Consider the following 19,434-nt stretch of genomic DNA (forward strand, 5'->3'; position numbering starts at 1 on the left):
GCTTCGCGCTTTGCAAACGAAGTTCAACGCCGATTTAACTTTTTTTCAAAAAAAGCTTGCCAGATCTATTACGTCTGTGATAAGATATTTCTTGTCGCCAGCAAGACCTTCACAGTCTTAACAGGGCGGCCGTTACCGTAAATATGGGACATTAGCTCAATTGGTAGAGCATTCGACTCTTAATCGACAGGTTGTAGGTTCAAGTCCTACATGTCCCATTCTCTCATATAACGAAGAGACCCGACCTCTGCAGAGGTTGGGTCTCTTTTTGCATCGTTTCCCGCGGAAAGGCTCAGCCGATAAACAGCTGAACCCAGTGTCCGTTATAGTAGCCGACCCCGATCGACGTAAAGTTCGGATTCAAAATGTTGCTGCGGTGGCCGGAGCTTTTCATCCAGCTCTGCATGACCGCTTCCGGCGAACGCTGTCCCAGCGCGATATTCTCCCCCGCCGCGCGGTACGAGACCTGCTTCAACTTCAGCAGGTTGAACGGCGATCCGTACGTCGGCGACGTATGATCGAAATATCCCCTGTTCGACATATCCGCCGCTTTCACCCGGGAAGCGCCTGCCGTTCTGGCGTCGACGGCGAGCGGCTTGAGCCCCGCTTTGCGGCGTTCCAGATTGACCAGGTAGACGACTTTGGACGTAAACTGCGACTTGTCGGTCGTCGTCTTGGCATAGGCCGACTGGTAAAAGCTTTGGGCGTGGGCCTGCTCGGCCGGCACGGCGGCGAACCATCCGCCGCAGGCCAGCACCGCGCTCAGGGCGAGCGTTTTCCACCGTTTGGCTTGACGCTTCGAACCCTGCTTCGGATGCGGCTTGGCACCCGTTTCGTACGGACGTTCGTTTTTTGCTTGTGTATGCACTAAAGTTGTTCCTCCTATCGAATAAAAGGCTCCGCTCGAAAGAGCCGGAACCGAAGGGGATGGCTTTATTGGATGTTTGTGTTTGTCTGGAGCGACTTGATAAACTTGCAGCCGTATTTCTCGAAGCCGGCACGCGCGTAGAATTCGTGTGCGCCGAGGCGTTCTTCCCGGTTGATGCCCGTCAGGAACAGCAGCTTGCTGCCGCATTCGACCGCCCACGCTTCCGCCTGTTCGACGAGCTGGCGCCCGATGCCGCAGCCGCGGCAGTCTTCGTCGACGACAAGACCGGCGATTTGCGCCATTTGAGGTTCTTTCCCGCGGGCGGGAATGAGGCGCAGCGCGATCATGCCGACCGCTTTGCCGTGGCGTTCCGCCAGATAAGTTCGGTAATTCGGATTGTTCTCGCGGCTCTCCAACTGCTCCCGCATGACGCTCGGCGTCGTAGGGTAGGACAGTTTGCGCATAAGCTCCGTCAGAACGGCAGCGTCGCCGCATGAAGCCGTGCGCAGATCCGCTGTTTTTTCAAGTACGTTAGTTGTCATCCGAATACTCCTCTTTTAGCAGACCGGCCGCTTCGCGAGCCCGGTTCCGCGCAGTCTCCACATCTTCCGCCGCGCTGAGCGCGACGGCCATTCTGCGTCCCGGTTTTGAATCCGGCTTGCCGAATACCCGAACCTGGGTACGCGGAACGCTCAATGCTTCCGTCAGACCTCCGACTTTGAAACGTTCGCTTGCCCGGCTCGCTTTGAGCGTGGCCGAGGCGCCGGGCGTGAGCAGCCGGACTTCCGTGACCGGAAGCCCGAGAATCGCCCGGACGTGCAGCGCGAATTCCGACAAATCCTGCGTGGCCATCGTAACCATGCCCGTATCGTGCGGACGGGGCGACACTTCGCTGAAGACGACGCCGTCCTTCGTCAGGAACAGCTCGACGCCGAACAGTCCGTATCCGCCCAGCTCGTCCGTAATGACCGTGGCGATACGCTTCGCTTCTTCAAGCTTGGCGGCGTCCATCGGATGCGGCTGCCACGATTCCACGTAGTCGCCGTCCTGCTGGATATGCCCGATCGGCGGACAAAACGCCGTTCCCGACACGCTTCGCACCGTCAGCAGCGTAATCTCGCTCTCGAACGGCACGAACGCTTCCACGATGACGCGGGTGCTGTTCTTGGCGCGCGCGCCTTCGAGCGCGAACTGCCAGCACGTCTCCGCGTCTTCGGGCGTGCGGAGCACGCTCTGCCCTTTGCCCGACGAACTCATCAGCGGCTTGATGACGCACGGCGCGCCGAGTTCCGACACGGCCTGCTTCAGCTCTTCGAGCGTGTCCGCGAAACGGTACGCCGCCGTCGGCAGGCCGAGCGTCTCCGCGGCCAGCCGGCGAATGCCTTCGCGGTCCATCGTCAGCCTCGCGGCCGTAGCCGTCGGGATGACCCGAAATCCTTCGCTTTCCAACTGCTGCAGCATGGTCGTCGCGATCGCTTCGATCTCCGGCACGATCAGGTCCGGACGCTCGCGCAGGATCAGCTCCCGCAGCGCCTGCGCGTCCAGCATGTCGATCACGTGGCTGCGATGCGCGACCTGCATGGCCGGCGCGCCCGCGTAGCGGTCGACCGCTATACATTCCACGCCGAGACGCTGCGCTTCAATCACGACTTCTTTGCCCAGTTCACCGCTGCCGAGAAGCATGATTTTCTTCGCGTCCGCGGATAATGGAGCCCCCCACATCGTTGACCAACTCCTACGCCTTTTTGTGTTGTCCTTTTCTATTTTGTGTGCTGGGCGTCTGAATTGCAACCCCGACGACTCAAATTTTTATGAAAAAAAGGCGAAAACCTGCGAAAATTGTCGCAGGTTTTCGTTTTTCCAAATGGAGTTACTGGAAATGTTCTGGATCGGTCGTCCGGTTACAAAAAGCGGAATTGGGCTTCGACGAGACCGCCGTAAATGCCGCCGTGCTTGACCAGCTCCGCGTGCGTGCCCTGCTCCTTGATCTCGCCGTGGTCGAGCACGATGATCTTGTCGGCATGCCGGATCGTCGAGAGGCGGTGCGCCACGATAAACGAAGTCCGTCCCTGCAGCAGCACTTTGAGCGCTTCCTGGATCTTCAGCTCGGTCTCGGTGTCGATACTCGCCGTCGCTTCGTCCAGAATCAGAATGCGCGGGTCCGCCAGCAGCGCCCGGGCGAACGAGAGCAGCTGCCGCTGCCCCATCGAGAGCGCGCTGCCGCGTTCTTCGACTTCGGTATCGTATCCGCCCGGCAGCGCCATAATGAAATCGTGCGCCTTGACGGCCCGGGTCACTTCCTCGATCTCTTCGTCGGTCGCGTCGAGCCGGCCGAACCGGATATTTTCGCGGATCGTGCCGGAGAAAATGAATGTGTCCTGCAGCACGATGCCGATCTGCGCGCGCAGGCTCTCCAGCTTGACGTCGCGCACGTCGATCCCGTCGATCTTGACCGTGCCTTCGGTGACGTCGTAAAAGCGGCTGAGCAGGTTGATGATCGTCGACTTGCCGGACCCGGTATGGCCGACGAGCGCGATCGACTGCCCCGCTTGCGCCTCGATATCGATCCCCTTGAGCGCCTGGCGGCCCGGTTCGTATTCGAAAATGACTTTTTCCAGCTTGACGCTGCCGTTGATCTTGGGCAGCGCCTGCGCGCCCGGCTTGTCGTCGACGCTCGGCTTCTCGTCGAGGAACTCGAAGATCCGTTCGGAAGAAGCCATGGCGACGAGCAGCTGGTTGTACATCTGGCCGAGCCGGTTGATCGGGTCCCAGAAGTTGCCGACGTAGTTGGCGAACGTCACGAGCAGGCCGACCGTCACTTCGCCCTGCTGGATCAGGTACGTGCCGTACCCGAACAGGATCATCGAACCGACGCCGCCCGTAATTTCGATCATCGGGCCGAACGCCTGGTTCATCGTCGAAGCGCGGTTCCACGATTTGCGGCTGTCCGCGTTCATGCCGCTGAAGAATTTCATGTTTTCTTTTTCCTGCGTATACGCCTGGGTGACCCGAATGCCCTGGATCGCTTCGTTCAAGTGCGAATTGATCCGGGAGTTTTTGAGCCGCACGTCCTGCCAGGCCATACGGATCTTCTGGCGCAGCTTGGTGGAGATGAAGAACATGATCGGCACGGTAATCATGACCGCGAGGCCGAGTTTCCAGTTGATCAGCAGCAGGATGACCATGATGCCGGCCAGCTGCACGCAGTCGATCATCGCGTTGACCGCGCCGTTCGTGAACAGGTCCTGCAGCGAGTTGACGTCGTTCGTCACCCGGACCAGCACGGAACCGGCCGGACGTTTGTCGAAGAAGTTGAACGACAGCTTCTGGATATGCGTGAACAGCGACGAACGGATATCGTAGATGACGCGCTGCCCGATGATGTTCGTGTACTTGATCCGGAACACGTTGGCGATCCACTGCACGATATACAGGGCGAGTACGGTGCCCGTCACGATGTAGAGCAGCGTCAGGTCGCTGTTCTTGATCGCTCCGTCGATCGCGAGCACGCCGGTCAGGTAAGGAACCGCCAGCTTGGTGACGGTGCCGAGAATCGTCATGAGAAGAATAAGCGGCAGCATCTGCCTGGCGTAGGGGCGCATATACGAAAAGAGGCGGGCAAACTGTTTCCAGTTGAACGCTTTGTCGATATCGTCGTCGTCCTTGTACACGAAGCGGCTGCGGTTCGGATCTTCCTGCTCTTTTTTGCCCAATTTGGGATTGAATTTCTCGCTATGCGTGCTCACAGGTTGGCCTCCCCTTCCGCCGGCGCCGTCGTCTGGGCGATATGGTCCGCGTATTGAATCGTGTACACTTCCTGGTAAGGGCCGGGCTGGTCGATCAGCTGCTCATGCCGGCCTCTTTGCACGATGCGCCCTTCGCTGAGGACGAGAATCTCGTCCGCATGGCGCAGCGAAGAGATCCGGTGCGCGATGATGAACGTGGTGCGCCCTTTCATGACTTCCTTGAAGCCGGCCTGGATCTCGTGCTCGGTCTCCATATCGACGGCGCTCGTCGCGTCGTCGAGAATCAGAATCTTCGGATTTTTGAGCAGGGCGCGCGCGATGGCGATCCGCTGCTTCTGGCCGCCGGACAAGCCCATGCCCCGTTCGCCGACGACCGTATCGTAGCCTTCCTTCATTTCCATAATGAAGTCGTGCGCTTTGGCCAGCTTGGCCGCGCGAACGATGTCTTCCATCGGCACGTCGCCGATCCCGTAACCGATATTGCCCTTGATCGTCGAAGAGAACAGGAACGTCTCCTGGAACACGGTCGAGATCTGCCCCCGCAGGTCTTCGATCCGCAGGTCGCGGACGTCGATGCCGTCCAGCTTGACGGAACCTTCCGTCACGTCGTAGGCGCGCATCAGCAGCTGAATGATCGTCGATTTGCCGGCGCCCGTTCCGCCGAGCAGGCCGATCACTTTGCCCGGAGGCGCGTCGAGATTGATGTCGTGCACGGCGTGCAGCTTGTTGCCGTAGGCGAAGCCGACCTTTTCGAACGTGACATGCCCGCGAACGGCGTCGCCGTCGAGCGAGACGGCGCCTTCCTTGTCGCGCACGTCGAACGGCCGATCCAGAATTTCCAGCACGCGTTCGCCGGAAGCTTCGGACTGCGTGTAGTTGTTAATATGGAAGCCGAGCCCCCACATCGGTCCGATAATGTACCAGATCAGGCTGAAGAAGGCGACCAGTTCGCCGACCGTCAGCGTGCCGCGCACGACCATCGTGCCGCCCACGCCGAGCAGCAGCACCGCGCAGCCGGAAGCGAGCAGTTCCATGACCGGGAAGTAGCGGCTCCACAGTCCGGAAGCGTGCAGCTGGTTGTCTTTGTAACGGTCGTTGCGCACCGCGAACTTGTTCACTTCGTGCGGTTCGCGCGCGAACGCTTTGACCGTGCGCACGCCGGTCACGTTCTCCTGCACCGCCGTCGTCAAGGAGCCGAGCGCAAGGCGCATTTCCTGAAAAGCCGGATGGATGCGCGATTCGAAGCGCAGCGCGACGAAGACGAGCGGCGGGATGGTGATCAGCGTCCACAGCGTCAGCTGCCAGTTGATCGAGAGCATCATGGCCGCGCCGAAGCCGACCATCAGGAACAGGTTGAGGATTTGGGCGAAGCCGAAGCCGATAAAGAGGCGGATCGCTTCGAGGTCGCCGGTGAGGCGGGACATCAGGTCGCCTGTTCGCGCCGTGTCGTAGTAGCGGAACGACAGGAACTGCAGTTTCTCGTAGCAGGCGTCGCGCAGCCGGTAAGCCAGAAAGTTACCAAGTCGCGCGCCGAAGAAGCCATGCATGAACTGCATGATCGCTTTGAGCGTCACGACGCCGACCACGGCCAGTGCAAGCTGGGGAACCCGTTCGAAATTGCGGGGCGTAATCACGTCATCTATCAGAATCTGAAGCAGTTTGGGGTAGACCAACCCCAGGGCAGTGGCGATTGCCAGAAAAAGAATCGAGACGAACATATACGCCTTCTTCTCCCAGTAATAGTCCTGCAGTCGCCTGAGAACGTTCATGTCTTTCCTCCTCGTTTGTCGGGGTTCCGATCGAAGTGCCCGGAACCCCGTTCCGTATAAAGATACATATGTTTGGCATAATGCAGTTTATCACCCTCCTTTTATCCCGGCAAAGCGAGTAAAAAAGCATATTTTGCCAATGAAACGGCTCAGCATTCGGCTGGCGTTGTCAGCGTATTCATTTAATTGAAATAGTCTCGCATTCTCGATTATTCGGCTTCTTTGGCGAATTTCGGCGATTGGGCCGAAAAAAATTCGAAAACGCTTTAAGTATTTTTGCGAAAACCTGTTTTCCGATAGACAAAAAGCCCCCGACCGCGTCCCGTTCGATGCCGGACGGGACGCCGAGCGCGGCGGACCGAAGCTTTATTTTTATGCATGGGATCAAAAAAATGCCGCCGACCGCCCCTTTTTCGCCGCAAACGAAAAGCCGCGGGAACATCCCGCGGCTTTTTCCGTACGCTGCTCTGACTCAATTCCTGCCGACGTAACGGAAATAGGCGAAGTCCGCATGGCTGCCGTGCAGCTTTTCCATATCGTGTACGCCGATGCCGACGAAGCTGCCGGTGAATCCGCCGGACAGAAATCCGATGGAATACGAACCTCCAATATTGCGCCATTCGCTGTCCGGATCGGTCCGGTACCGGAACGCGGCCCGTACGCCGTCGACTTCGACCGCGAGCCCGATTGCACCGTCCGCCGCGATCGGAATCGGGGGTTCCAGCTCGAAATGATCTTCTTCGGCGCGCATGATCGACAAGACGCGTCCCTGCTCCTCGTCATGGCTGACAAAAGCGTACAGATAACGCGACTCGCACAAATACAGCATCAGCCCGGCCATCTGCAAAAAAGATTCCGGACGGTACTCAAGCTCCGTCTCGGCGCGAAAAGCGATATCGGTCTGCCGGACGGCAAGCAGATGATGCCGGAACAAACTTTGCGGCGACTCGCCCGCCGTCAGGCGCAGATGACCCGGCCGGGCGTCCAGCGAACACCAGGCGCCGCCCGGCATCAGGCGCGGACTGTTCCAGTTCGATTGCAGCGCCGGGCCGTCGAATTCGTCCGCGAACAGATGCGCGGCGCGCGCACGCGTCGGCGGCAGCATCGGCGGAGTGCTTGCGGCCGTGTCGGGCGCGGACCCGCGAGACGATCCGTTTCCGGCCGGAGCGGTCGCGCGGCGCAGCTGCGCCGCGTATTCCGCCGGCAGTTCGAAGCGCAGCTGCGGCGTATGCCCGCCGTCCTTCAGCCGCAGCCAGCCGTCCGCGTCCCAGACGACGCGCTGCAGCGCGGTCTCGCGGCCCAATAGGGCGTACGCTCCTTCGATCGGCCGGGTGCACAGATGGGCGATGACCCAGTCTCCGCCGGGCGTGCTCACGAGGCTGGCATGGCCGGCGCATTGAAGCGGCCAATCCTGCCGATCGCTCGAAGTTAGCATCGGATTGCGGGGATCGACTTCGTACGGGCCGTATAGATGCCGCGACCGGGCCACGGTCACCGAATGCCCCGCGCCGGTGCCGCCTTCGGCCGTGACGAGGTAATACCAGTCGCCGCGCCGGTACAGATGCGGCGCTTCGGTCTTGCGCAGTTCCGTGCCGGCGAAGATGCGGACGGGACGCCCGACCGCCCGGCGAAGCCCGGGATCGTACGGCTGGATCGTAATGCCGACCGATTTGTTGCTCTCCGCGATCCGGTGGTCCCACAGCACGTTCAGCAGCCATTTGCGGCCGTCTTCGTCATGGAACAGCGACGGATCGAAGCCGATCCCGTTCAGATAGGCCGGCTCGGACCACGGCCCGTCGATCGAAGGCGACGTGATGATGTAATTGCGGACGTCCTTGAACGGTCGGCGCGTGCTTTTGACATCGGTGTAGATCAGGTAGAACAGGCCGTCGGAGTAGCTGAGCTGCGGCGCCCAGATGCCGCAGTTATGCGGATTGCCGGCAAGGTCCACCTGCCGGTCCGTCAGCACGTCGGTCCGGTGGACCCAATGCGCCAGATCGTCCGACGCATAGATGCGGATACCCGGCAGCCACTCGAACGAAGACACGGCCGCGTAATACGTCCCGCCCACGCGGATCAGGCAGGGATCGGGATTGAACCCTTGAAGGACCGGGTTATCGATGAACAGCTGATCGGAGTCGTCGCTGATCCAGAGCGGACTGCTCCCGGCGCTTCCGGCGTCCTGCCTCCGCGCAGGCGGAGTTTGTGGTTCGTGTGCGCTCATAACTGATCTCTCCTTTCCGTTTTGAACGCGGCCGGCCGATCATCCCGAAGGTTCGGATATGCCGCCGGCCCGCGATCCGCTTCCCAGAACCAATCGTCCGCGAACATCGTCTCCTTGCTCCAATCCGCTGCTTCGTACGCGCCGTCCGCTTGGCTCACCGTCCACGAAGCCCGCTCCCCGGCAGCCGGCGGCGGCTGCGTCCCGTATTCCCGGTAATCCGCCGTCCGCCTGCGGTCCGGCCGGCCCCAGTCGTGCCAGCCCTCCGGATGGATATGCGCACCCATCCGGCAGCCCGCGAACACCGTGCGCGCATGTTCGCGCCACGGCCGGCCGAGATAGACCGAGCCGGCCGGCACGCCGGGTTCGGCGGTCAGGACGCAGTCCGCAAACAGATAACCGGCGCCTCCGCTTTGCGGCGTCGAAGCCGCCGTCACGTATCCGCCGCGTTCGCCGCCGGACGCCCCGTCAGACAGGCCGCCGGACGCGCCGCCCGCCCGCGCAAGGCTGCGCAGTTCGCAGCGTTCGAAACAGGCTTCGGCGCCGCCGAAAATATAATCGACCGTGCCTTCGATCCGGCAGTGCGTGTACAGCTGGCGGTAGCGTGCGTGATGCTCGCGGATCGGAACGCCTCCGAACGACTTCCGCTCCTGGGGCGCAGGCGGAAGCGGGCCGGTGAACAGCGTATCCTGGTGCCCCCTGAACGTGCAGCAGCGGAAGACCGCCCGGTCGCAGTGCGCCGTCAGCGCGATTGCCTGTCCGACCTGTTCGCCCGGTCCCGCCGTATTGGACACGGTCACGTTCTCCAGCCGCAGCCCGCTTCCGCCGAGAAACAGCGTCGGCGTCGCGAATGTGCCGATCTCTTCCCCATCGCCGCCCCGTTCGCGGGCATGCCGATCCATGACAAGCTCGACGTGTCCGATCCCGACGATCGACAGCTCCGAGCGGTAGACGACAACCTGCTCCCGGTAGACGCCCGGCAGCACGTAAATCGCGGCCGGCGCTCCCGAATTGTCCCGCTCCGACGCATCGACCGCCGCCTGAATCGTCGCGTATTCGCACAGAGGCTCGCGCCCGACCCACAGCTCTATCGGCTGCTCCTTCCTCTTCACAGATGCTCCCGCAAAAAGTCCAGCCACGTCTCGCGCATGTCTGCCGTCTCCGCGTGTCCGCCGCTTGTGGCAACGGAGCGCCAAGCTTCCGGACGTCCGGCTTCGGCATAGGCGGCGCGCAGTCCTTCGTCCAGCCGCCGCACGCCTTCGGGCGGGCAGAGCCGATCGTGCGAGCCGGTCAGGCTGATCCGCGGACGCGGCGCGATCCGCCGCTGGATGTCGAGCGTCTCGAACGATTTGAGCAGCCCGGGCACGTACGAATAGAAACCGTGATGGTCCAGACCGCGCCGCTCGATCAGCGCCCGGGCTTCGACCTGTCCGCACAGGTCGACGGTGACGCCGATCCGCTTGTCGAGCGCGGCCGACCACCAGGCCATCAGCCCGCCCATCGACAAGCCCGCCGTCGCCACCCGCGCGGCATCGATATCCGGCCGCCCGCACAAATAATCGAGAAATTTGAGATTGTCATGCAGCATCATGCCCCAAAGCACTTGTCCGTTCCAGAGCATCTCCTTGAACGTCTCGCTCTCCGATCGGCCGCTGCGCTCGCCGAAGTTCCACATATCGATGCAGCCGACGGCATAGCCGAGGCCGGTCAGCGCCTGCGCGACCGATTGCGGCTGCAGGTAGGCGCTGCTGCGCACGAGTTCGCGCTTGCCCTGTTCGTACAACCCGCCGTGCGAATGGTTGAACAGCACGAGCGGGTACGGCCCGTTCCCTGCTGCCGGCAGCGCAACATAGGCCGGCACTTCTTCGAAGCCGTTCAGTTCGAGCATCCACAACTCCAGCCTATAGCCGTCGCTTTCGCCGCGCCGGACCAGCCGGGCGCGGACCGGGCGGTCTTCCGGCAGGTCGCCGAGACAGTCCCACAGCGGATCGTTCCGCATCGTTTATCCCTCCTCTTTTTCGGGCTTGCCGCTTCCCGTTCGTCGCTGCCTTTCTCTTGTGCCCCCTTCGTCATGGGCAGCGTGCTCAGCGATTCGCCCCGGCCGGCCGTTCTTCGACCACGAGCTGCTGCGGCGATCCGTCCGCGCCCCGCGAGCGGCAATCTTCGATCTCTACGCCTTCGCCGTTTTCGACCCGGAAAGCCGGTCCTTCATGGCCGGTCAGGCGAACCCGGTGAAAGCTTACGTCTTGCACGTTGCCGAGGAAAAACCCCTGGGCGCGCATCGGCTGAAGATCGGCCATCATCGCCGGCAGGCCCGCGACGGCGTCTTCGGCCATCGAAATATCCACATCGTCGAACGTGATCTCCGACACCGGCATCTCCGCCAGCCCGTACAGGAATCCGGCCGCCGCATGCACCCGGCGCGCCGTAATATGGGCGAAATGGATTCGCCGGAACCGGGGCGTCTCTTCCGTGACCGGATACGGATTTTTGTCCCAGACGTAACGGTCTTTGCCCCGCGGGCCGCAGAAATAATACAGGTTGAGAATGAACGGGCAGATGACGTCTTCCATGACGATATTGCTGACCCGGACATCTTCGACCGTGCCGCCGCGGCCGCGCCGAGACTTGAAGCGCAGACCGCGGTCCGTCTGCTTGAACACGCAGTTCTGGATCACGACGTTGCGAATATCGCCGCTCATCTCGCTGCCGAGCACGACCGCGCCGTGTCCGTGCAGCATCGTGCAGTTGGAGATCGCAATGTTCTCGCACGGCACTTTCTCCGGCGTCTCTTCCGTGCCGGACTTGATCGCGATGCAGTCGTCGCCCACGTCGATATGGCAGTTCGAGATGCGGACGCCGCTGCACGATTCCGGATCGATGCCGTCCGTGTTCGGCGAATCGGCCGGATTGAGAATCGACAGATTGTCGATCGTGACGTCGGTGCACAAGACGGGATTGACGGTCCAGCTCGGCGAATTGCGCAGGTTCAGGTCGCGCAGCGTGACGCGGCGGCAGCGGTCCAGCCCGATCAGCTTGGGCCGCGGGTAAGGGAGTTGTTCCGGACCGCCGCGATGCCGGTCCCACCACGGCGCTCCGCCGCCGTCGAGCGTGCCGCCGCCGGTCACGGACACGTCTTCGAGATCGGCTCCGTACAGGCACGAAGCATGGACCCGGCGCCTGACGCCTTCCCAGCGGGAATCGACGATCGGATACTCCGCCGGGTCCGCGCCGAAGTGCAGCACGGCGCCGGGGCTAAGCCGCAGCTCAATCGCGCTGCGCAGCGCGATCGAGCCGGTATGGTAGCGGCCCGCGGGCACGAATACGGTGCCGCCTCCGGCCAGGGCGGCGGCGTCGATCGCCGCCTGGATACCCGCGGTCGACGAAGCTTCGCCGCCGGGCATCGCTCCGTAATCCAGTACGTTATAGAGGGCCACAGGAATCGGCTCCTTCCCTGAAGGCTGCGAGCGGAGTACCTCGTTCTTCCCGCCGCTTCTCCGCTTGCTCCGTGCGCGTACCCGCGCCGCCCTGCGCTTCAAGCCGCGTAAGTTCGTATTCCGAGCATGCTTTGAGGAACGCGCCGAGCCCTTTTTGATCGTTCGTCACGATCGGTTCGCTGATATAATACGCGAACGTGCCGTCGCGTTGGTCCGCTCCGCCGAGACCGGCGACCTGACAGTTTTTGTTCAGGTTGATCCAGCCTTCCTTCGTCTCCAGCACGAATTCGTCCAGCACGCCGCGAAAAGCGCGATCGAGCGGCTCCTGCCACGTCTCGTCGAGCACGCCGAGCCGTATGCCTTTGGCCATCGCGTAGACGATCATGCTCGAAGCGGAAGCTTCGAGATAATTGCCTTTGCGCTGCCCGCAGTCGACGATCTGGTACCAGACGCCGGAATCCGCGTTCTGATACCGGCGCAGCGCCGTCAGCGTATCGACGAGGATGCGGCGCAGCTTCGGCGTATCGGCATGGCCGGACGGCAGCAGCTCCAGCACGTCGACGAGCGCCATGACGAACCAGCCGAGCGAACGGCCCCAGAAATGCGGCGAACGGCCCGTGTTCGGATCGCACCACGGCTGGATCTTGCGTTCGTCCCACGCATGGTGCAGCAACCCCGTCTGTTCGTCGCGCGTATGCTGCTCGCACAGGATGAACTGCCGGGTCACGTCGTCCACTCCGGCGCCGCCCCCGTACTCCAGCTGGTACTGGAGATAGAACGGCGCTCCCATATACAGGCCGTCGAGCCAGATCTGGTACGGATAGATCTGTTTGTGCCAGAACGCGCCTTCGGACGTGCGCGGATGATGCTCCAACTGGGCGCGCAGCTGATCGGCGGCCAGACGGTATTTGCGCTCGCCCGTCTCTTGATGCAGCGCGAACAGCAGCTTGCCGTTGTTGATATGGTCGATATTGTACTCGCCCTGCGCATAGCCGCGAATCTGCCCGTCTTCCCCGATAAAATGATCCATTTGTGCCCGGATATAGCGGAAGTACCGGCTGTCGCCGGTACGGCGCCACAGCGCCTCGAAGCCTTTGAGCACGACACCGTAATCGTACGACCATTTGCCGTTATGCCCGTTGCACAGATACAGCTTGGGACTGCGCGCCATGATCGATTCCGCCGTTCGTACGCTCCACGTTGACTTGGCTGACGATGAATGTTCCATTGAATCGCACCCTCCTTATTTCTGTTCTTTGTAAGCGGCTTCATATTCGGTGATCACGCTGGCTCCGCCCGACTTTTTCCAACTCTCGACCGCCGCTTCGAAGCCTGCCCGGTCCAGCTCGCCGAGAATGTATTTGTACGTCGCGTCCATGATCGTTTTCTGCAGCTCGGAGCCCTGCGTGTTGTACGTTTCCGATTCGAGCGAATACGCCGGGTTGAGCACCGCGTAGTTGGCGTTGTCGGCGATCAGCTTGTCGGACTGCTTTTTGAGCGGATCGGCGTCGTGAATCTTGTACCCGCTTTCTTTGGGACGGCTTGAAGCGAACGGCTGCACTTCCTGCTGCCACAGATCGGTATCGGTAATCGTGACCGCATCCTGATCGTCGGCCGTGTAATGCGTGCCTTCGATACCGTACGTCATCAGCGCGTAGCTGTCTTCGTCCATCAGGTCGTTCACGAACTTGAGCACCCGCTTGAGTTCGGCTTCGTCTTTCACTTCCGACCTCGGGAACGCCAGCAGGCCGCCGATCCCGTTGTTGGCCGCCCAGATCGCGCGGTCCGCTTCATTGCCGGTCGAGGTGATGTCGTTGACAAGCACCAGTTCCATATCGTCTTGAATGCCTTTGGCCATGTTGAGCAGGTTTTTGCTGTCAAAAATAGCCCCGACGTAGATGCCGGCCCGGCCCTGCGCGAACTTCTGCTGCTGGTCGGTTTTGGCGGTGACGGCAAAGTCCTGATTGATGTACCCTTTTTCATACAGCGCCTTCATATAGTCCATCGTCTCGAAATACGGTTCGGTCATGAATTCCGGCGTCATCTTCCCGTCTTCGCCCACCTGCCACATATTCGGCGTGCCGAAGTAGGAGCTCAGCGTCTTGAACGCGCCGTACACCAGATCGCTGCGGTCCACGAAGCCCGTCGTGTCGGCTTTGCCGTTGCCGTCCGGGTCGTCTTCGGTAAACGCCCGCGCGACTTCCATCAGTTCGTCCGTCGTGCGCGGCGTCTCCAGCCCCAGCTTGTCCAGCCAGTCTTTGCGGATCGTGACGCCGTTGCGCGCCAGGTCTTTCTGGAACGGCACGCCGTACAGTTTGCCTCCGATCGAAGCGGAGCGGCGCGTGTCTTCCGAGATGTTCGCAAGATTCGGATAATCGTTCAGGTACGGTTCGACTTCCCAGAACAGGCCGGACTTGAGCGAGTTGCGCACCGAGGAGTTGTCGAGCAGCGTCAGCGTGACGATATCCGCCAAGGAATCCGAAGCGAGCGACGTATTGATCCGTTCTTCTTTGGAAGCGTCCGGAATCCAGGAGAATTGGATATCGGCGTTCGTTTTTTCTTCGATTTTAGTCAAAATGGTATCGGTCGGCGGCGAAGCGGTATGCAAAATATTGAGCCAGCTGATCGTCGCTTTCGAATTTTCGTCGTACGGCTGCCCGGCGGCTCCCTGGCTGCTTCCTCCTCCGCAGGCGGTCAGCGCAAGCATTGTCGTCCCCAGCAGAATCGCTCCGGTCTTGCGGGCTTTTTTGGCGGATTTTCTCATGTCGTTACCCCTTTTCTTCGGATAAATTGGGTCATGCCGGATATTGGACGCGGCTGAACGGACAAGCAGGTCAATAGACGCCGTCTTCCCCCATCTTTTTGGCGAGGCGGTTGGACAGCATGACCAGCACCAGACCGACCAACCCTTTGAACAGGCCGACCGTCGTGCTATAGCTGAGCTGGCCGTTTTTGAGTCCCGCGGTGTAGATGTACGTATCGAAAATTTCCGCCACTTCGCGGTTGAGGGAATTGAGCAGCAGGTACATATGCTCGAACCCGAGGTCAAGCGTGCTGCCGATCTTGAGAATGAGCAGCGTGATGATGACCGGACGGATAGCGGGCAGCGTTACATGCCACGTTTTGCGCAGCCGTCCGGCTCCGTCCATCTCCGCCGCTTCGTACAGTTGGGTATCGACGACGGTAATCGCGGCCAGATAGATGATCGTCGACCAGCCGAGTTCTTTCCAGATAATCTGTCCGATGTACACGGTGCGCAGCCATTCGGGCGACGTCAGGAAGCTGATCTTGGGCAGCCCGACCGAAGACAGCAGCTCGTTGAGCACGCCGCCGTCCACCGTCATGAACACGTAAGTAATAGAGACGATGATGACCCACGACATAAAATGCGGGATATAGATGATCGTCTGGATCGCGCCTTTGAAAAATTTGTGCCGCACTTCGTTCAGCATAAGCGCGAGCAGAATCGGCAGCGGGAAAAAGAAAACGATATTGAGCGCGAACAAGACGAGCGTATTGCGCAGCAGCATGAAAAAGGTCGGTTCGGTAAACAGCCGGGTAAAATGCTTGAAGCCGACCCAGGGACTGCCGAGAATGCCTTGATACGGCTGGTAATCCTGGAAAGCGATCACCAGGCCTCCCATCGGAAAATACTTGAATACGACAAAATACATAAAACCGGGCAGGATCATCAAATACAGCAGCATGTGTTTGCGCAGCCCGAAACGGCTTTTGCGCACCGTCCGACCGTCCAGCTTCAGCAGGGACGTATCGGACACGTTCACCGGCTTGGTCATCGTTTGCCAACCTCGCTTTCGCTTTGAATTCCGATTGCTTCCCAAGCGTAAGCCGCGGCCGGCATTCCGTATATAATCATCTCGTGGTAACGCTTGCAAAACCGCGTGGCTGCGCCTTTTCCGCTGTTCGGAACTCAGCTGATGATTATGTGCGGGGCTGATGATTATCCGCCGGATTCCGGCCGTACCCCCGATCTCCTGATCCGCGGATTATATACGGAATGCGGAGCCGCTGTTAGGGTGGAAATAGGCATTCCAGTCCACTCAAGGAGGTTCACAAGATGGAGCATACTTCTTCGAAACGCAAGCAAACGCTCGGCAGCCGGTTGTTCAATATCGCGAACTATACGGTGCTGACGCTGATCGCGCTGATCTGTCTGCTGCCCTTCATTAACGTGATCGCCAGTTCGTTCGCTTCCACCCAGGAAGTCGTGTCCAACCGCTTCATTTTGTTCCCGACGACGTTCTCGCTCGACGCTTACCGCTACATCCTGTCCACCCCGACCATTTTCAAAGGACTCGGCGTCTCGATCGGCGTGACGGTCGTCGGCACGGTCGTCAGCATGGCGCTGACCGCGCTCATGGCGTACGGGCTATCGCGCCGTTACTTGAGAGGACGCAACGTGATCAACTTCGTCGTCGTGTTCTCGATGCTGTTCAGCGGCGGCATGATTCCGACTTTCCTCGTCGTCAAAGGCGTCGGCCTGATCGACTCCTACTGGTCCCTTATTCTCCCGGTCGCCGTCAACGCGTTCAACCTGATCATCATGCGCAACTTTTTCCAGGCGCTGCCCGACGAACTGGAAGAATCCGCGAAAATCGACGGCAGCAACGACCTCGGCATCTTTTTCAAAATCATGCTCCCGCTCGCCCTGCCTTCGATCGCGACGATCTCGCTGTTCTACGCCGTCACGTACTGGAATACGTACATGACCGCCATCTTGTACCTGACCGACTCCAACAAATGGCCGATCCAGGTGCTGCTGCGCCAGATCGTCATCGTGTCGAGCGGCATGCAGGCGGAAGGCACGTCGGTCGACGTCATCCCGCCCGCGCAGACGATCAAAATGGCCGTCATCGTCGTCGCCACCGTCCCGATGCTGATCGCCTACCCGTTCGTGCAGAAGCATTTTACCAAAGGCGCGCTGCTCGGAGCGGTCAAAGGCTGATTCCGACGCAGACGCAGGCCCCGTGCCGCTGTGGACACACAGAGCACGGGGCCTTTTTGCGTTGGTGTTCGGGGTGCGGATACCGGAATCGGCAGGCGAACACGGGTCCTGGTAAAAAAGGGCCGCCGCGCCGTCACATATTCTGTCTCAGCTTGCGGTAGACGCCCGGCGTGACCTGTTCTTTTTTGCGGAACGAACGGATAAAGTTTTGCGGATTCTGGTATTGGAGCCGTTCGGCGATCTCTTTGACCGTCTGGTCGGTCTCGGTCAGCCATTTCTTCGCCATGTCGAGCCGGTAGCTCATGAGATAGTCGCTGAACGTCGTGCCGAATTCTTTTTTGAAAATGCTGCTGAGATAATTCGGGTTGTAATGCAGGCGCTCCCCGATCTGGTCCAGCGACAGCTCCCGGTCGTATTCGTCGCGCACGATACCGGCGATCGTCTCCGACAGACAGCGGAACTGCTCGTTCGTCTTCTTCTCCATGCTGCGCACCATCGGGAAAATGACCTGCTCGACCAAAATCCGCTCCACTTCTTCCGGGTTGCGAATGCTCAGCAGGCGATGGTACAGCGCGTGGTTGTCCGCCGTCAGCAGCACTTCGATCCCGAGCAGCTGCTCCAGCTGGATCAGATTGTTCACGAGGCGGATCAGCATCACTTCCAGATTCATCGAATTGCGGCTTTTCTTCATGAATTCGGCCAACAGCGGATAGAGCGCCGCCGACACTTTCTCTTCGTCGCCGAGCCGGATCGCGTCGAACAGCTTCGATTCCAGCTCCGCCGGATAATGCAGCAGCACCGGACCCGGCACGACGCTTGCGATATCCGCGTAGAAAATAATCGATTCCTTGCCGAGGTTCAACCGCTGATGCAGCGCCTGCTTGCCCATCTCGCACGCTTCGCGGCTCTTGAGCAGCTTGGGGTACGGACTGCTGATCCCGACGCTGACGGACAGCTTGACATACTCTTTGACCGCGCGGACGACCTGCTTGGCGTACTCCAGCATACCGCGGCGAATCTCTCCCTCGTCGGCGCCGTCGAACATAAGGATCGTCGCCTGCGTATCGTCGTTCAAAATGACCGGCAGCATCCGGCTGCGCGCCGGAATCAGCTCTTCGGCGATCTTGTTGACGGCCAGCAGCAGCACGTCCCGGTCGGGCGTCTCGCGCTTGCCCACGTTGTCGAGCTGGACGAGCATCGTCACGTACTGCCGGTCGACGCCTCCTTCGTAACCGAGCCGCTTGAGCTGATGGTCGAGTTCCCCGGCGGAGATACGGCTGCGGAACAGATTGAGCACGAACTGCGTCTCCAGCTGCGGCTGCTCGGCTTCCATCAGCGTCTCCAGGCTCTGCTTTTCGCTCAGCAGCCGGTTAATCGAAGACAAGATCCAGTCGATCTCGTTTTTGCCCGAAAGCGAGCCGTGGGGGGGCAGGCTGCCGGTGATTTGCAGAATCGGCTTCGTGAAGCGGCCCGCGATGACGTAGGCGACGACCGTAATAAGCAGGATCAGCGCAAGTTCCATGGCGATCAGGCCGAACCGCGTCGTCTGCAGTGCGCCGGCGATTTCCTGTTGATCCAGCACGGTAAAATAGGTCCAGTTGTTGTAGGCGGAACGCGAGTAGATCAGCTGGGACTTCGCCGCGCCGCCCGGCTTCCAGTCCAGCATGCCCGCAGCGTGCTCGCCGCCTGCCGCCGCTTCCGCGAGCCGCGCCTGTTCGCCTTGGCCCATGTCCGGTTCGCCGGACTGCGTATCGTACATCAGATCGCCCTGCTTGTTCAAAATAAAGATGCGGGCCCCGTCTTCGGTCCGGATCGTCCGGTCGAGCGTGCCGAGCGAGAGGTCCGACAGCGCGATCGCTTCCTTGTTCCGGGAAAAAGCGGGCAGCGTATTGACGAACCGGATGCCCGATTCCGTCTTGATCCAGAACAGTCCTTTCTCCCGGTTATCGATATAATCCGTGTACAGCTTGTCTTTCTCTTCGGCGCCGAGATGCGACAGCTTCCCGTTCGAGATGCGCCAGTCCCGGTTGAGGCTGATCAGCGTATACTCCGCGCCTTCAAGCCCCATCGTGGCGATATAGTTCAGCTGCGTATTGACTTCGCGGTAAGCGAGAAAATCGCGCTCCGTAATCGGCTTGTCGACGACTTCGCCGAACGAACTCGTCGTACTGTATGTATTGAAAGCGTATTCAATAGTACGGATCTTTTGTTCCAGATTGTTTTTGGTCTGGGTAATGGAATTTTGCTTTTCTTCGGCTACGCTGTCGATCACGGAACGCACGAGCTGGACATAGGTGTAGATGCCGAAGCTGACGGCCAGGGCGACGCCCAGCAGAAGAATCGGAATAAACGTTTTGTAGAACATTTTTCCCTTTTTCATAAAATTCCTCCAACGATTATAAGATTCTTCCATAATTATAACGCGCC

The 19,434-nt window shown here is 60.3% G+C and carries 13 protein-coding genes, 1 tRNA gene and 1 pseudogene; 2 read left to right on the top strand and 13 right to left on the bottom strand.

The features are described from left to right. Positions 1 to 145: 145 nt before the first annotated feature. Positions 146 to 218 (top strand) — tRNA-Lys (locus FFV09_RS00350). A gap of 74 nt (positions 219 to 292) precedes the next feature. On the opposite strand, the pseudogene FFV09_RS00355 reads toward FFV09_RS00350, so the two are convergent. The 12 genes and pseudogenes from FFV09_RS00355 to FFV09_RS00410 all read right to left on the bottom strand — a co-directional run. Then, a pseudogene (locus FFV09_RS00355) lies at positions 293 to 667 on the bottom strand (CAP domain-containing protein); the annotation flags it as partial. A gap of 266 nt (positions 668 to 933) precedes the next feature. Beyond that, entirely contained in the window at positions 934 to 1,410 is a 477-nt protein-coding gene (locus FFV09_RS24030; protein ID WP_141445832.1) for a GNAT family N-acetyltransferase, read from the bottom strand. Then, entirely contained in the window at positions 1,400 to 2,590 is a 1,191-nt protein-coding gene (purT, locus tag FFV09_RS00365) for a formate-dependent phosphoribosylglycinamide formyltransferase (RefSeq protein ID WP_141445833.1), read from the bottom strand. Before purT ends, FFV09_RS24030 begins: the two co-directional genes overlap by 11 nt. 179 nt (positions 2,591 to 2,769) lie before the next feature. Next, positions 2,770 to 4,614 carry an ABC transporter ATP-binding protein gene (locus tag FFV09_RS00370; RefSeq protein WP_141445834.1) on the bottom strand — a complete coding sequence of 615 codons (1,845 nt, stop codon included), beginning with the start codon at positions 4,612 to 4,614 and terminating at the stop codon, positions 2,770 to 2,772. After that, on the bottom strand, positions 4,611 to 6,383 hold the full coding sequence (locus tag FFV09_RS00375; protein WP_141445835.1) for an ABC transporter ATP-binding protein: 1,773 nt from the start codon (positions 6,381 to 6,383) through the stop codon (positions 4,611 to 4,613). Before FFV09_RS00375 ends, FFV09_RS00370 begins: the two co-directional genes overlap by 4 nt. A 472-nt stretch (positions 6,384 to 6,855) precedes the next feature. Continuing rightward, positions 6,856 to 8,511 carry a glycoside hydrolase family 43 protein gene (locus FFV09_RS00380; RefSeq protein ID WP_141450232.1) on the bottom strand — a complete coding sequence of 552 codons (1,656 nt, stop codon included), beginning with the start codon at positions 8,509 to 8,511 and terminating at the stop codon, positions 6,856 to 6,858. A 92-nt stretch (positions 8,512 to 8,603) separates the two neighbouring features. Next, positions 8,604 to 9,689 (bottom strand): pectinesterase family protein, encoded by a 1,086-nt coding sequence (locus FFV09_RS00385; protein WP_141450234.1) that lies wholly within the window; start codon positions 9,687 to 9,689, stop codon positions 8,604 to 8,606. 23 nt (positions 9,690 to 9,712) lie between these two features. After that, positions 9,713 to 10,603 carry a dienelactone hydrolase family protein gene (locus FFV09_RS00390; RefSeq protein ID WP_141445836.1) on the bottom strand — a complete coding sequence of 297 codons (891 nt, stop codon included), beginning with the start codon at positions 10,601 to 10,603 and terminating at the stop codon, positions 9,713 to 9,715. An 85-nt stretch (positions 10,604 to 10,688) separates the two neighbouring features. Further along, the gene (locus FFV09_RS00395; protein WP_141445837.1) at positions 10,689 to 12,041 is read right to left on the bottom strand and encodes a glycoside hydrolase family 28 protein; all 1,353 of its coding nucleotides are present in this window, start codon (positions 12,039 to 12,041) and stop codon (positions 10,689 to 10,691) included. Further along, on the bottom strand, positions 12,028 to 13,269 hold the full coding sequence (locus tag FFV09_RS00400) for a glycoside hydrolase family 88/105 protein (RefSeq protein WP_141445838.1): 1,242 nt from the start codon (positions 13,267 to 13,269) through the stop codon (positions 12,028 to 12,030). The genes FFV09_RS00395 and FFV09_RS00400 overlap by 14 nt, the downstream gene beginning before the upstream one ends. A gap of 15 nt (positions 13,270 to 13,284) precedes the next feature. Further along, positions 13,285 to 14,805 (bottom strand): extracellular solute-binding protein, encoded by a 1,521-nt coding sequence (locus tag FFV09_RS00405; RefSeq protein WP_141445839.1) that lies wholly within the window; start codon positions 14,803 to 14,805, stop codon positions 13,285 to 13,287. 70 nt (positions 14,806 to 14,875) lie between these two features. Further along, positions 14,876 to 15,748 carry an ABC transporter permease gene (locus FFV09_RS00410; protein ID WP_141450236.1) on the bottom strand — a complete coding sequence of 291 codons (873 nt, stop codon included), beginning with the start codon at positions 15,746 to 15,748 and terminating at the stop codon, positions 14,876 to 14,878. 371 nt (positions 15,749 to 16,119) lie between these two features. Here FFV09_RS00410 and FFV09_RS00415 point away from each other — a divergent pair, with 371 nt between their 5' ends. Further along, positions 16,120 to 17,007, top strand: a complete 888-nt coding sequence (locus tag FFV09_RS00415) for a carbohydrate ABC transporter permease (RefSeq protein ID WP_141445840.1) — start codon at positions 16,120 to 16,122, stop codon at positions 17,005 to 17,007. Between the two features lie 133 nt (positions 17,008 to 17,140). Here the strand turns inward: FFV09_RS00415 and FFV09_RS00420 are convergent, their stop codons facing one another. Further along, complete coding sequence (locus FFV09_RS00420) at positions 17,141 to 19,387, bottom strand: AraC family transcriptional regulator (RefSeq protein WP_141445841.1); 2,247 nt, start codon at positions 19,385 to 19,387, stop codon at positions 17,141 to 17,143. Between the last annotated feature and the right edge of the window lie 47 nt (positions 19,388 to 19,434).

The sequence above is a fragment of the Saccharibacillus brassicae genome (genome assembly GCF_006542275.1).
In the GTDB taxonomy this organism is placed as follows: Bacteria; Bacillota; Bacilli; order Paenibacillales; family Paenibacillaceae; genus Saccharibacillus; species Saccharibacillus brassicae.

What these genes read in the sequence shown, in the direction of transcription:
- FFV09_RS24030 (WP_141445832.1), bottom strand. Translation starts at nt 1,410, where the DNA reads ATGACAACTAACGTACTTGAAAAAACAGCGGATCTGCGCACGGCTTCA.
- purT (WP_141445833.1), bottom strand. Translation starts at nt 2,590, where the DNA reads ATGTGGGGGGCTCCATTATCCGCGGACGCGAAGAAAATCATGCTTCTC.
- FFV09_RS00375 (WP_141445835.1), bottom strand. Translation starts at nt 6,383, where the DNA reads ATGAACGTTCTCAGGCGACTGCAGGACTATTACTGGGAGAAGAAGGCG.
- FFV09_RS00390 (WP_141445836.1), bottom strand. Translation starts at nt 10,603, where the DNA reads ATGCGGAACGATCCGCTGTGGGACTGTCTCGGCGACCTGCCGGAAGAC.
- FFV09_RS00400 (WP_141445838.1), bottom strand. Translation starts at nt 13,269, where the DNA reads ATGGAACATTCATCGTCAGCCAAGTCAACGTGGAGCGTACGAACGGCG.
- FFV09_RS00405 (WP_141445839.1), bottom strand. Translation starts at nt 14,805, where the DNA reads ATGAGAAAATCCGCCAAAAAAGCCCGCAAGACCGGAGCGATTCTGCTG.
- FFV09_RS00410 (WP_141450236.1), bottom strand. Translation starts at nt 15,748, where the DNA reads ATGCTGCTGTATTTGATGATCCTGCCCGGTTTTATGTATTTTGTCGTA.
- FFV09_RS00415 (WP_141445840.1), top strand. Translation starts at nt 16,120, where the DNA reads ATGGAGCATACTTCTTCGAAACGCAAGCAAACGCTCGGCAGCCGGTTG.
- FFV09_RS00420 (WP_141445841.1), bottom strand. Translation starts at nt 19,387, where the DNA reads ATGAAAAAGGGAAAAATGTTCTACAAAACGTTTATTCCGATTCTTCTG.